Source organism: Ciceribacter sp. RN22, assembly GCF_024054295.1.
GTDB classification, from domain to species: domain Bacteria; phylum Pseudomonadota; class Alphaproteobacteria; order Rhizobiales; family Rhizobiaceae; genus Allorhizobium; species Allorhizobium lividum.
Genome location: NZ_JAMXLD010000007.1, coordinates 1 through 11,624, shown reverse-complemented (window position 1 = coordinate 11,624; position 11,624 = coordinate 1). Strand labels below are relative to the sequence as shown.

Annotated in this window: 15 protein-coding genes and 1 pseudogene; 9 read left to right on the top strand and 7 right to left on the bottom strand. The window is 59.7% G+C overall.

Going from position 1 to position 11,624, the window contains the following annotated elements:
• Positions 1–369 precede the first annotated feature (369 nt).
• Entirely contained in the window at positions 370–1,056 is a 687-nt protein-coding gene (gene aqpZ, locus NHF53_RS22105) for an aquaporin Z (RefSeq protein ID WP_252836125.1), read from the top strand.
• A 2-nt stretch (positions 1,057–1,058) separates the two neighbouring features.
• Complete coding sequence (locus tag NHF53_RS22100; protein ID WP_252836124.1) at positions 1,059–1,694, top strand: L,D-transpeptidase; 636 nt, start codon at positions 1,059–1,061, stop codon at positions 1,692–1,694.
• Positions 1,695–1,965: 271 nt separating this feature from the next.
• On the opposite strand, the gene NHF53_RS22095 is transcribed toward NHF53_RS22100, so the two are convergent.
• The gene (locus tag NHF53_RS22095; protein WP_252836123.1) at positions 1,966–2,250 is read right to left on the bottom strand and encodes a hypothetical protein; all 285 of its coding nucleotides are present in this window, start codon (positions 2,248–2,250) and stop codon (positions 1,966–1,968) included.
• 127 nt (positions 2,251–2,377) lie between these two features.
• On the opposite strand from NHF53_RS22095, the gene NHF53_RS22090 reads away from it, so the two are divergent.
• The gene (locus NHF53_RS22090; protein WP_308218699.1) at positions 2,378–2,836 is read left to right on the top strand and encodes a helix-turn-helix transcriptional regulator; all 459 of its coding nucleotides are present in this window, start codon (positions 2,378–2,380) and stop codon (positions 2,834–2,836) included.
• 62 nt (positions 2,837–2,898) lie between these two features.
• On the opposite strand, the gene NHF53_RS22085 is transcribed toward NHF53_RS22090, so the two are convergent.
• Positions 2,899–3,849, bottom strand: a complete 951-nt coding sequence (locus NHF53_RS22085) for a D-alanine--D-alanine ligase (RefSeq protein ID WP_252836121.1) — start codon at positions 3,847–3,849, stop codon at positions 2,899–2,901.
• A gap of 701 nt (positions 3,850–4,550) precedes the next feature.
• Positions 4,551–4,739, bottom strand: a complete 189-nt coding sequence (locus NHF53_RS22080; protein WP_252836120.1) for a hypothetical protein — start codon at positions 4,737–4,739, stop codon at positions 4,551–4,553.
• A gap of 222 nt (positions 4,740–4,961) precedes the next feature.
• On the opposite strand from NHF53_RS22080, the gene NHF53_RS22075 reads away from it, so the two are divergent.
• Positions 4,962–5,222, top strand: a complete 261-nt coding sequence (locus NHF53_RS22075; protein ID WP_252836119.1) for a MobA/MobL family protein — start codon at positions 4,962–4,964, stop codon at positions 5,220–5,222.
• 192 nt (positions 5,223–5,414) lie between these two features.
• Here NHF53_RS22075 and NHF53_RS22070 read toward each other — a convergent pair whose 3' ends face one another.
• Positions 5,415–5,648, bottom strand: a complete 234-nt coding sequence (locus tag NHF53_RS22070; protein WP_252836118.1) for a hypothetical protein — start codon at positions 5,646–5,648, stop codon at positions 5,415–5,417.
• A 1,018-nt stretch (positions 5,649–6,666) separates the two neighbouring features.
• Here NHF53_RS22070 and NHF53_RS22065 point away from each other — a divergent pair.
• Positions 6,667–7,011, top strand: coding sequence for a hypothetical protein (locus NHF53_RS22065; protein ID WP_252836117.1), 345 nt, complete (start codon positions 6,667–6,669; stop codon positions 7,009–7,011).
• Positions 7,012–7,247: 236 nt separating this feature from the next.
• On the opposite strand, the gene NHF53_RS22060 is transcribed toward NHF53_RS22065, so the two are convergent.
• The 3 genes from NHF53_RS22060 to NHF53_RS22050 form a co-directional block, all read right to left on the bottom strand.
• The gene (locus tag NHF53_RS22060) at positions 7,248–7,676 is read right to left on the bottom strand and encodes a type II toxin-antitoxin system death-on-curing family toxin (protein ID WP_252836116.1); all 429 of its coding nucleotides are present in this window, start codon (positions 7,674–7,676) and stop codon (positions 7,248–7,250) included.
• Positions 7,657–7,800 carry a hypothetical protein gene (locus NHF53_RS22055; protein ID WP_252836115.1) on the bottom strand — a complete coding sequence of 48 codons (144 nt, stop codon included), beginning with the start codon at positions 7,798–7,800 and terminating at the stop codon, positions 7,657–7,659. The genes NHF53_RS22060 and NHF53_RS22055 overlap by 20 nt, the downstream gene beginning before the upstream one ends.
• 81 nt (positions 7,801–7,881) lie before the next feature.
• A complete protein-coding gene (locus tag NHF53_RS22050; protein WP_252836114.1) occupies positions 7,882–8,121 on the bottom strand; it encodes a hypothetical protein in 240 nt (79 codons plus the stop codon).
• Between the two features lie 32 nt (positions 8,122–8,153).
• Here NHF53_RS22050 and NHF53_RS22045 point away from each other — a divergent pair.
• The 4 genes and pseudogenes from NHF53_RS22045 to NHF53_RS22030 all read left to right on the top strand — a co-directional run.
• Positions 8,154–8,276 (top strand): annotated as a pseudogene (locus NHF53_RS22045) (type II toxin-antitoxin system RelE/ParE family toxin); the annotation flags it as partial.
• Between the two features lie 84 nt (positions 8,277–8,360).
• Complete coding sequence (locus NHF53_RS22040) at positions 8,361–8,654, top strand: addiction module antidote protein (RefSeq protein WP_252836126.1); 294 nt, start codon at positions 8,361–8,363, stop codon at positions 8,652–8,654.
• 284 nt (positions 8,655–8,938) lie between these two features.
• The gene (locus NHF53_RS22035; RefSeq protein ID WP_252836113.1) at positions 8,939–9,850 is read left to right on the top strand and encodes a nucleotidyltransferase and HEPN domain-containing protein; all 912 of its coding nucleotides are present in this window, start codon (positions 8,939–8,941) and stop codon (positions 9,848–9,850) included.
• Positions 9,851–10,737: 887 nt separating this feature from the next.
• Positions 10,738–11,624, top strand: an 887-nt coding sequence (locus tag NHF53_RS22030; protein WP_252836112.1) for a hypothetical protein, incomplete at its 3' end; no start/stop codon positions are given.

Here is an 11,624-nt window from a genome sequence, read left to right as displayed (position 1 = left end):
CGGCTTCGAGAACTTCGCCGACAGCTATCGTCTCGGCGGTTCCGTCGGTCTCCGCGTCAAGTGGTAGGCCGAAGACGGCAGGCCGGCCTTCGAACCGCCGGCCCCGCCAATCCCGGGCGGCCGGCAACAGCCGCCTGACCAACAACGAACAGGCACGGCCTGCCGCCCACACTGGCCGTGTCTCTCGTCTCCCCTGACGGCGCAACATCCGTCAGGGGAGACTCTTCTCCTCGATTGGCGAGCGGAAAAAGGCAGTGCGGCACGGACCGTCCCGGATCTCGTCTGACCCGGAAGGAGCCTTGCCACCCTGGCCGGATCCCGAACCGGGTGAGGCGGGCAACCAACGGTACGACCTGAAGGGGACAGAGCATGAGAAAACTCTTTGCAGAATTTGTCGGGACATTCACACTGGTGTTCACGGGATGCGGCAGCGCCGTGCTTGCCGCCGGCTTTCCCGAACTGGGTATCGGGTTCCAGGGGGTTGCCATCGCCTTCGGACTGTCGGTGTTGACGATGGCTTACGCTCTCGGACCCATTTCCGGTGGCCACTTCAACCCCGCGGTCACCTTCGGGCTCATGCTCGCCGGCCGCTTTGACGGCCGACGTCTCCCCGGCTACTGGCTGGCGCAGGTCGCGGGCGCCTGCCTCGCCGGCGCGCTGCTTTACGTGGTCGCGAGCGGCCAGGCGGATTTCGAGGCCGGTGCCTTCGCGTCCAACGGCTACGGGGAGGGTTCGCCCGGTGGTTTCGACTGGATAGCCGTCGCACTCTGCGAGGTCGTTTTGACCGCCCTCTTCGTGCTGGTCATCATCGGGGCGACATCTCCGCATGCGTCGGCAGGTTTCGGTCCGCTGGCGATCGGACTTGCGCTCACTCTGTTTCACCTCGTGTCGATTCCGGTAAGCAATACCTCGCTAAATCCGGCGCGGTCCACGGCGACGGTGTTGTTTGCCGATTCCACGTTGCCGGCCATGCAGCTCTGGATGTTTTGGGTTGCCCCTTTGCTGGGCGCGACACTGGCAGGGCTGGTGTGGAACCTGGCGTTTCGGGAAGACTGAAGATGTGTGCAAGCTTGCTCGGCGCCGCCGGGAGGCTCATGGCCGTTCTCGTCCTGGTCTCGCTCGCCGGATGCGTCGATGCGGACAAATCTGCCCGCCAGAAGAGCGAGGAACTGGACGCCCGAAAACTCGCATATCGTGACGAACCCTATTCGGTGCGCCTTGTCGACAGAACCAAGTTTGCAAAGCAGCTCCAGCCAGCGGAGGTGCCGGCGCCAGTCCACGAGCCTCCCGGCACGATCGTCATCTACACCAGAGACAGGCTCCTCTATCTTATCGGCGAAAACGGCCGGGCTCGGCGCTATGGGGTAGCCGTCGGTGCGTCCGGCTTTGCCTGGTCGGGGCAAGCCGTCATCGGACGCAAGGCCAAATGGCCGGCCTGGTATCCGACCGACGACATGCGATCGTCATCGCCCTATCTACCGCAGAGAATCGAGCCCGGCCCACACAATCCACTCGGCGCGCGGGCGCTCTATCTCTACAAGAACGGGGGCGATACGCTCTACCGCATTCATGGGACGTCGGAGCCCTGGACGATCGGAACGGCATCCTCGTCGGGTTGCATCCGGATGATCAACGAGGACGTTATCGATCTGTTCGACCGCGTAACGATAGGAAGCAAAGTCGTCGTTCGTTGAGGCTTCTGTGGCCCGCGCCGCTCATCGGAGAAGCGGTAAGTCGGAGGGGTATCGCGTCGTGGCGACAGGCAGGGGGTTGCGGCGCAGATCTGCGGATGGAAGCGCGCCGACGCCCAGGTACCACAGGCCCGATGGGGGTCCTCCGACATTCCACGAGGCTTTCGGCGGGATGGAGATTACCCCGCGACACCGTCGCATTGACATTCCGCTGTTCGTTCACGGGTTTCAGACGGCAATCGCAATTCTCCGTCCTTCCAAATCGTTAAAATTGTTAATGAAATTGAACGCCAGCTAAACGAGCCATTCCGACGGCGTTCATCCCGGCCAGGTCAATATGGAGCCATAGATTCAAAGCGAGGAGTCCATGATGAGGCTCATATTGTTTGCCTTCCTTGTCGTTCCGTTGTTGTCGGTGACGATCCACCAAGCCGTACATCGCGAGCCGTCCGGGCGGCTCGGCTTCTTCATTGTGCGCATGCTGCTTCAAGCAAGTTGAAAGCGACGGATCCGTCCGTGCGTGCGTCGCCGGGGCGCTTGGGCCGGTCTCACCTGTCATGCGGATGCTCCCGGACGCCTCACGTGACGGGTTCGATCCGTCGCGGTACCGCACGCCCCGTCCCCTCGCGCACGGCCTGTCGCTTATTTGCCAATAATTGCACTTCTCCTGCCTTCTCCACCGCACAATGGCGACAACAGGCGAGGCTCAATCCATGTCCCAGACTCCGCGGAACTCCTGGCAATCAGATCCGGTCGATGCTGAAGTCGGCAGGCGCATACGCATGCAGCGCCAGATGAACAGGATGTCGCAATCGGACCTTGGACGGCAGCTCGGCGTGTCATTCCAGCAAGTGCAAAAATACGAGAACGGAAGAAATCGTGTGAGCGCAAGCAGATTGCAGCAGCTCACAGCCATATTCGGTGTGCCAGTCGCGTATTTTTTCAAGGACGCCGGGCAAGCGGTGTCTCTCTTGCAGGGGCACGACGCCTATCTCGGCACCTTCGTCGCCACCGCGCAGGGACGAGAACTGAACACGGCGTTTCGCAAGATTGCGTCTCTCGCCCTGCGCAAGCAGATCGCGTCGCTCGTCGAGGTCGTGGCGGAAGAGGGCCACGTCGAAGAAGAATCAACCCCTCGAGACTGACGAGGTGGAAGGCAGTGGGGGCGTGTGGTCGCTCCTGATTGCGCCGGCGCCGCACGATCGCCTCAGCGGTTCAGTGACGCATCCTCGATCATCCAGCGGACGAGCTCGGGGAAACTGATGCCGGCGCTCGCGGCCATCTCCGGCACGAGACTCGTCTCCGTCATACCAGGCTGGGTGTTGATCTCGAGCGCAACGATCTCTCCGGTTCCATCGGGACCGTCGTCATAGCGAAAGTCGGTCCTGGTCACGCCACGGCAACCGATCGCGCCATGAGCTTCGAGTGCCCATTGCTGGATCTGCCGGTAGGCAACCGGATCGATGCGTGCAGGCAATTCGTGAACCGATCCACCCTTCGAGTATTTCGCCTGGTAGTCGTAGAATTGCCCGGTCGTCGGGCTGAAGTCGGCCACATGGCTGAACGTCGACCGGATCTCGATGATGTCGAGGGCGCGGTCATGCATGACGCCGCAAGTCAGTTCGCGTCCGCCGACATAGCGCTCGGCCAGCATGATGTCGCCATATCGCCATTCGGGAGCCACCAGCATCTGCGGGGGAGGGACCTTGTCGTCGCGCACGATCAAGACTCCGAGAGACGAACCCTCCGAAACGGGTTTCAGAACATACGGCGCGGACATCGGATGTTCTCGTGCAGCGTCGCGACGATCGACAAGCCGCCCGTCGGCCACGGGTATGCCGGCAGCCTGCATGATCTCCTTCGCCTTCGCCTTGTTCATGGCGAGTGCCGAGGCCAGTACGCCGGAATGCGTGTAGGGAAATTTCAGGTACTCGAGCAGCCCCTGGATCCTGCCGTCCTCGCCCATCGGCCCGTGAAGAGCATTGAAGACCACATCCGGCCGGAGGGACTGGAGCGCCTCGACGACATTCTCCGTCACATCCAGTGTCGAGACCGTATAACCGATCTCCTTCAATGCGCCGGCGCATGCCTGCCCGGACTTGAGACTGACGTCGCGCTCGGACGAAGCCCCGCCAAATAGAACCACTACGTGTTTCAAACTACCCCCGCCTCGTGCGCTATCCCGTTCTTGATGCGCAATTTCGGCGATTGCTTCTCCGTTCGACCGGGACGACAATCGCGCAACGCGTCTTTTCGGGAACCTTCTTGCCTGTCGTCATGTCCAAAATGAAACTGCCCGTTTGGTGCTTTCCAGGACGATGGCAGTGACGTCGGAATCATAGCCGGCAGGCAAGCTTATGTGCGAGTTTAGCAACGCAAAGAGGAGTAGGCCGGTCAGCGGAAAAGCTTGGGGATGGCTTTCCCAAGCTGCGGCGGAGAGCCGGTCGGACTGGAGGAGACAAGAAGCCGGGTCGATTGGGGTGCAGTGACCAGGATGGATGAGCGCTCTGGCATGCCCCAGTCGTGATCCTTCAGACCGCTTGCGCGGTGCCGGCGGGTTCCGTCGCGCTGAGGCCGGAGTTCTTAGACCTGCAAGTCCGCATCGAACGTAGCGGGGTTTGTTTTCTTTCTGGCCTTGCCTTGCCACCGTCAGGCGGTTCCCATACCGACGGCGCAATCGACAGCCTTGCATTCGTGTCGTGGAATACTCGGGAAACGACGTAGAACCCGCGCCTTTCGACGTCCTCGAGTGCAAAGTGATATCAGGCCGGTGTGATTGCACTGACCACGACATTGTCACCGCCAGGAGCGGCTCCAACCGAATTCCGGAGCGTATGCCGGGTGCCGGCGCCGCCTTGATCACCTGTTGCCGTTGATCTCGGCTCTCCCGTCACGGGTTGCCGCCACGTCGCGATCGTGCGGAACTTCCGTGAAATCTTCCGGCAGTTCGTCTGCCTCGCGAACGCCGGCAGATTGCGGGAACCTCCTGGTGACTCCCACATCCAGAGCCGCAGCCGCGTCCAAGAGGTGATCGTGCTCGTTTGCCATGCGATTCAACTCCTAGTTCATGTTGCGTGACGCTGGCATAGTACCTATTGGCGATGACGGATCAACCCGAGCTTTCGGGCTTGTTTGTCGCATGGCAAACTCCAGAATTTAAAATTCTAGAGTAATTTCAGTATCTTGCGCTGTATCGAGGCATGAATGCGTGCGGCGAATGAACTGCGAAGGTATGCCTCCGCATAAACTGTCCGTCGACGAGCGACTGAGATGGTGCGGGAGACCATGCGCGATCTGGCGAAGCGCTATGGCGCGGTGGATTTCGCCGTCCATGTGCCGCGTGAGGAAAACGACGTTCACAACGGACATGCGCATGTGATGATGACGACGGGGCAGGTCACGGAAAGTGGGCATGGCGCGGTGACCATCTCGAACAAGAAAACAAGTGGCTGCTGGCTGAGTTCAGCCGATGACCGACACGCAGCTCCGCGGCTTGCGTCAGTCCTGGGAGCATATCGCCGTGAGCGTTAGGCGCGTGCGGTCCGGCTGTCCGCATCGGTCATCGCTCGCTTTTGGTGCGCGGGCTCGACATCACCTCGGTAGAGCACATGGGCATGCATGCCGCGTAGATGGACCGACGGGCGTGTCGCGCATGCGTGCGTCGCTCCTGTCATCGATGGGCGAACCAGGTCAGCTGCTTGGTCGTTCCTGTCTGCTGCACGATTACTTCGAATGCATCGGCACTGGTTGCCGCGGAATCGAAGACGTCACGAGATTGTCCGACAGTGGAAGGGAACCGATAGGTCCGGCCTGTTTGCCGAAAGAAAAAATAATGAAGAGCACGACTCCCGCCAGTGGCGCGATCAGAATCAGGAAATTGACGGGAGCGTACGCCCAACCTGGACCCCGCTCCTCGGCGTCAAACTCAAATCTGTCATCATCATTGTCGTCGCTCATGCTAGGCCTCCCCCGGAACGTCATGTTCCATGCCGGATACAAATATGCCTTTCCCGGCTGACGAACTGCTAACCATGTTCATCGCCTCAACGCGTGGCTGCTCGTGGCGTCTCGCTTCCCAGATATTGTTCGCCCGTATCTGACGGGCGAGGCGAAATCTGCATTGGAAGCGCGAAGCATTTGTTCGCTTGTCGGTGTTATGACGTAGCGGGGTAGAGCGAAGACCTCTTTCAGATGCCTGAAGGTACTGATCGCGCGACAATCCGCAAAGATTCTTGACCGCTCCCGGGGATATCGCTCGCAAAGCGGTCTCCCCCAGCACACGTTCCTGCAGCTCCTCGCGCCAGAAGGAGAAGGGCACGTCCTGCCACTGCTGGAATTGCTGCATACTCGGCATCGTTATTATCCAGGCAAGCTCGACAAGGGGTGAATGAAATGGCCGGCCGGAAGAAAACGACCGAGAAGATGGCGAATCGTTTCCTTGCCCCTCGGCTTCATGACGAAGTTGAACCGACCTCGGTCCTGATGGGCAAATAAGGAAACGGACGGCTGCGGATCGGCCGGGGCTCACCGGCGAAAGGGCTGGTTCATGTAAACGGGCACGGGCGCAGAAGGACGCCGCCGCCTGCGCCCGGACGAGACCGCCGGCCGGCGAACCAATTGAACGCTGATAGATTGGAGGTCTCGAAGTACGTTTCCTTTCCTGATTTTTCTGGTCAATGCGGGCTGCTTGATTTTCGGGGAGCGGACGACGCGGGGACAGCCGGTTCATTTGGGATTTGGACGAGCGTTACGAGCGGCTGAGCGCGGTTGCCGATCCACTTGTGAAACTGAACGCAATCAAGCCCGCCAGACTCGCACAGAAGGGCCGCGACGCGTTGGACGGTGAAGTCTTCCAAGGTCAGGAAGCCTACGGAAACGCCAACATCAGTCGCGCGCAAGCGGCAAGACATCGCCATTTCGATGTTCTGCTACAAGATACGTGCGGGCATAGATCGGGGTATGGCTTCATCCGCGGATGGACGGCGACGAGGCGACGAGTGCGGCGGCCCATGACAGCGCCCAGCTCAGGAACGTCGTCGCCAAGGACAATACGGCTTCGACCGTCTGGGCCGACAGCGCCTACCGCCCCGAGAGCAACGAGGAGTGGCTGGAGAAGAACGGTTTGAAATCGGACATTCATCAGAGGAAGCCAAAGGGCAAGCCCATGCCGGAGGCGACGTCGCGGGTAAACGGGCGACGATCAAAGATCAGGTCCGCCGTCGAGCATGTCTTCGCCGGGCAAAAAGGACAAGATGAAGCTCTCCCGCTATCGCATCATGGTTCCTTTGGAGTTCGTCGAAGCCTCAACAGGCGCTGCTGATGGCCCGCGAACCCTATGCCGCCCAAGTCGCGCTGTTGGTGCGGCTTCTTCCCTTTGTCGCAGCGGAGAAGGCCTTCGCGCTGCAGGATGGAACTGAAGGCTGTCACCCATCATAGGGTTGCTTAATTGTAGTTCTTAGACTACAAACGTTCAATGATCGAGTTGAAGCAAACGGCGGCCTTCGCCGAGGGAATCCCGGCTTCGGGATAAGCGCCGCGAACCATCATCGCATCTGATCAGGAGATTGGATAGTCGTACTCACTGGGCACAAGGTAGTCGGACAGATAAGTCTCAAAATCCTCGGCTGTGCGCCTGTGCTCCATAAGCTCGATAAACGCCACGGCCATCAGTTCATGGTCGGCTTCCGGAAGGATTGTCCATCCATTGGATTTAAGGAAGAGGAAGCCGGCGTCGAAACCTGTGCGCTTGTTGCCCTGCTCAAAAGCGTGCGCGGTTGCGATGCCCTCCATGTAGGACACGCTGAGGGACAACGCGTCCGCCTCCTGATCATAATGCCAGCGGTTAATCGGGCGAGCGAGGGCGCCTTCAAGCTTATCGGGGGAAATCAACGCATGATTCTCCCCCGTTTTAGTTGTGTGAATCAGATTCAGCTTGACGATGACTTCGGTTGGAAGCCAGAAAGGTTCACTGCGCAAGGATGGCATGAACCTTCGGGAAGCGCTTCATAGCCTCGTCGATCAACTGGTCATAGTTCACCGGCGCCTGCGAAGGACGCACGTCGAACGTCTTCCGGGTCTCGCTCTGAGTGGTAACTCTAACGGCAGTCATGATCTTGGCCTTCCTATTAGACTTCTTTTCTACCATTTGGTCACGCTCCGTGCAAATTAAATCTGGCACGGGCTAACGGGATCAAGGAGGTGCCGGTTCCAACGCGCCATCGCTCGCCTGCGATCCAATCACCGTGCGTAGTTGATGATCGCCGACTTCCCGGAGCGTCGCGCGATGTCCCGTTCCGTCAGCCGGCGTGTATTTGCTCCATAAATCAGACAGATGGTTGTCGGCGGCCAGGCCGGTGCCTTCAAATCCGCCCTCGTAGATGGGTTCTTTGCTGACGCCGACCCGATACACCTTCGTCTTCCATTTGGTCATCAGCCTAATCCTCGAGCCGGTGTGGACGGGTGATGCGTCTGGCCGAAGGCTTGGCGGGCGACGTGGAGCCGGTAGGCGAGGGCGTCAACGAATTGCGGATTCACTACGGCCCCGGTTATCGCGTCCACTTCCAGCAACGCGGAAATCTCCTGATCGTGTTGCTATGCGGCGGGGACAAGGGATCTGAGATCCGCGACATTGCCGCCGCCAAGAGCTCGCCAAAGCATGGAGTGAACAAGATGACTGAGAAGCTAACCACCTACGACCCTGCCGCCGCACTGGTCGATGACCAGGAAATTGCAGCCTTCATGGCCGACGCTTTTGAAACTGGCGATGCGGCATATGTCGCGAAGGCGCTCGGCGTCGTCGCCCGCGCCAAGGGCATGACCGAAATCTCCCGCAAGACCGGCCTTTCCCGCGAACAGCTTTACCGCTCGTTCAGCGAGCGCGGTAACCCGACTCTCAAGACAACGCTGGCGGTGATGCGCGCGCTTGGCGTTGATATGACAGCCAGGGCTCATGTACCACGATAATGACCGTCCCTTTGAACTGTAGTATGTTCACATTTATCGACAGTGCCTGCCAGACCCGGGACACCCAAACAGAGCGCATCAAATGCATGACGCAAGCGCTCTGCTTCGCTGCATAATGTTCAAGGTCAACTAAGGTCCTCGGCGCCACGTCACGCTCGGTCATCCAGGAATGCCGTGCAGGAACCTGCTGCTCTGCCACCGATCCATCCGGGCCAACGAACTGGCGCAAGCACTCATAAATTCGCTAGTGGACGGCGAATCGGCTTTGTCCTATCGGTTGGGGCATGAAGACATCCCTCGACCATCTTCCGGAGAAGAAGCAGCGCGAGCTTGGCCGTATCGTGGAGATCATCCACGAGGAATTCGCCGATGCGCTGGAGGGAGCCGCCGCCGAGTTCAAGAAGCGCGGGCGCATCCAGAAGATTGTGCTCTTCGGCTCCTATGCCCGCGGCACCTTCGTCGACGAGCCGCATACGCTGAAGGGCTACCGCTCGGACTACGACATTCTGGTGATCGTCAGTTCGAAGAAGCTGGCCGAGCCGCAGTACTGGGACAAGGCGACCGACCGGCTGCTGTGGGACAAGGCGATCTCGACGCCGGTGGGTCTGATCGTCCATGGGGCACGGGAGGTGAACAACTTCCTTGCCGACGGGCAGTATTTCTTCGTCGACATCCTGCGGGAAGGCATCGTGCTCTACGAGCTCGACGACCGGCCGCTGGCCGAGCCGAAGCGGTTATCTCCCGCCGATGCACTGAGGGTCGCAAGCGAGCATTTCGAGAGGCACCTTGTGAATGCGAAGGGCTTCCTAGAAGGCAGTCATTTCTACTTGGATAGATCCAATCTCGCGCTTGCTACCTTTCTCCTTCATCAATCCGTCGAGACAGCCTATTCGTGCCTGCTGCTGACGCTGACGAACTACAGTCCGCCGTCGCACAACCTCAAATTCCTGCGCGGGCTTGCCGAGGATCACGATCGCCGCCTGATCGAGGCCTGGCCGCGCGACCAGCACCGCTTCACCGCCTGGTACAACATTCTCAACGAGGCCTATGTGAAGGCGCGCTATTCGAAACACTTCGAAATCACCGAAGAGGCGCTCGAATGGCTTCTCGAACGGACGGAACATCTCCACCGGCTCGTCGAGGCGATCTGCCGGGAGCGGCTTGCCGAACTGGAGCAGGAGGCGGGCGAGGGGTGACCAGGGCTACCGGTCCGGAAGACGAGTTGCCATCAACAGAAACATCAGTCTTCAAGAAGGACTTCGCCGTTCCCGTCCGAAAGGCTCGGCTTCCGCAGCTTCAACGATCGCGGTTGGACGACCACGCAAGCCCGGAACCCGCCCGGCCCGGGGTGCCCTCTTGAGCGCATTCCGGATTCCGCCGGGGAAGGGAGGTCACCGGTGCCGCCGGATAGTCTTTCGGCGAACAAGGATGGGCCGCCGGTAAAATACTGTCCCAAAAAAGAACAATTTGCTCGCCCTCGTCGCATCGAAATTTCCCCCAACACACTGATTAATAAAGATAATTCAACTTTATGTACATTTATCGCTAATGTGGCGCATTAGACAGGTATCGTTAAGAAGTACAAAAAATTAAAACAGTATTAATTTCGACACATGTCGATCACAATCCGTTTTATGCAAGTCCAGTTTCGGTCTTATGCTCCCTAATGTTGCCCATTAGCGCGCTTCCTGCGTCTGCTTCTCTGAAGCCTGCATTACGCCCGTCGTTTGGCGGGTATGTAACAGAGTACGGAGTAGACGGTGCAGTTTGCTATTGGTGCGCGAAGCTACGCGAGGTTAGCCGCTTCAGACCAGTCCAGAGCGACGGGTTTGTCGACTTGGCTTCTGTCTGAACCTGCAGTTCGGCACGCAGTCTGGCGTGCTCATTTGCTTTATCCCCCTCTGCTCTATCCACCTCCACGACCAACGTCCGGCGCGGGCTCTCCAGCTTCTCTGCAGAGAAGAAGGCGTCGCTCCGCGTGCCGCAGAAACCATGACGAGAGGACGGCCTCTCTCGTTACCTCGCGAATTCGACGGGCCATGTCGCCAAGCATGCAAGCGCCCTCCAGGTAAAGGAACAGATTATGAATATTCACGGTGAAGTTGTTGGTTCCGCTACGGGCTCGGCGTCTGCAGTCAATCTGGTCGGCGCCGCGCCCACGTTGGATGTTGGAAACGCATCGCGGGTGGCACTCTGTCTCTCGGTCGATGCGGTGTCTTCATACGAACGGCGTGGCGATCGGCTGATCTTGAGATTGGTGAATGGCGAGCACGTTGAGCTTGCGGATTTCTTTCGTGCACGCGCGGGTGGCAAACCGATCCTCGCTCTCGTCGCCGAGAATACGGACCTGAAGGACGAAACCTGCGGCTGCATGGTCGAGATCACCTTCGAGGACGACCGGCAGGGAATTCTCAAGGCGATAATCTCCGAAGACAGCTGCGGCTTGAATGAGACTGTCGGCTTCCTGCCGCTCATGTCGGTTAACCCGGCTATCCTCCTGGGTGCGCTCGGCGTTCTCGGTCTCGTTGGCGGCATAGTGGCGAACGGGCACCACCACGGAGATGACTCCGACGCAGATGCAGACGCAGACGCAGACGCGGATGCAGATTCCGACTCGGATTCCGACTCGGATTCGGATTCCGACTCGGATTCGGATTCCGACTCGGACGCCGATGCGGACGCTGACGCCGATGCAGATGCGGATGCTGATGCTGATGCCGATGCGGACGCGGATGCCGACGCAGATGCCGACGCGGATGCTGATGCTGATGCCGATGCGGACGCGGATGCCGACGCGGATGCTGATGCCGATGCTGATGCGGATGCTGATGCCGACGCGGATGCTGACGCGGATGCTGACGCCGATGCTGACGCCGACGCAGATGCTGATGCCGATGCGGACGCCGATGCGGATGCCGACGCAGACGCCGATGCGGACGCGGATGCCGACGCAGACGCTGACGCCGACGC

Coding starts and splice junctions, on each gene's coding strand:
- aqpZ (WP_252836125.1), top strand. CDS start 370: ATGAGAAAACTCTTTGCAGAATTTGTCGGGACATTCACACTGGTGTTC.
- NHF53_RS22100 (WP_252836124.1), top strand. CDS start 1,059: ATGTGTGCAAGCTTGCTCGGCGCCGCCGGGAGGCTCATGGCCGTTCTC.
- NHF53_RS22095 (WP_252836123.1), bottom strand. CDS start 2,250: ATGACAGGTGAGACCGGCCCAAGCGCCCCGGCGACGCACGCACGGACG.
- NHF53_RS22090 (WP_308218699.1), top strand. CDS start 2,378: ATGGCGACAACAGGCGAGGCTCAATCCATGTCCCAGACTCCGCGGAAC.
- NHF53_RS22080 (WP_252836120.1), bottom strand. CDS start 4,739: ATGGCAAACGAGCACGATCACCTCTTGGACGCGGCTGCGGCTCTGGAT.
- NHF53_RS22075 (WP_252836119.1), top strand. CDS start 4,962: ATGGTGCGGGAGACCATGCGCGATCTGGCGAAGCGCTATGGCGCGGTG.
- NHF53_RS22070 (WP_252836118.1), bottom strand. CDS start 5,648: ATGAGCGACGACAATGATGATGACAGATTTGAGTTTGACGCCGAGGAG.
- NHF53_RS22065 (WP_252836117.1), top strand. CDS start 6,667: ATGGACGGCGACGAGGCGACGAGTGCGGCGGCCCATGACAGCGCCCAG.
- NHF53_RS22060 (WP_252836116.1), bottom strand. CDS start 7,676: ATGCCATCCTTGCGCAGTGAACCTTTCTGGCTTCCAACCGAAGTCATC.
- NHF53_RS22055 (WP_252836115.1), bottom strand. CDS start 7,800: ATGACTGCCGTTAGAGTTACCACTCAGAGCGAGACCCGGAAGACGTTC.
- NHF53_RS22050 (WP_252836114.1), bottom strand. CDS start 8,121: ATGACCAAATGGAAGACGAAGGTGTATCGGGTCGGCGTCAGCAAAGAA.
- NHF53_RS22040 (WP_252836126.1), top strand. CDS start 8,361: ATGACTGAGAAGCTAACCACCTACGACCCTGCCGCCGCACTGGTCGAT.
- NHF53_RS22035 (WP_252836113.1), top strand. CDS start 8,939: ATGAAGACATCCCTCGACCATCTTCCGGAGAAGAAGCAGCGCGAGCTT.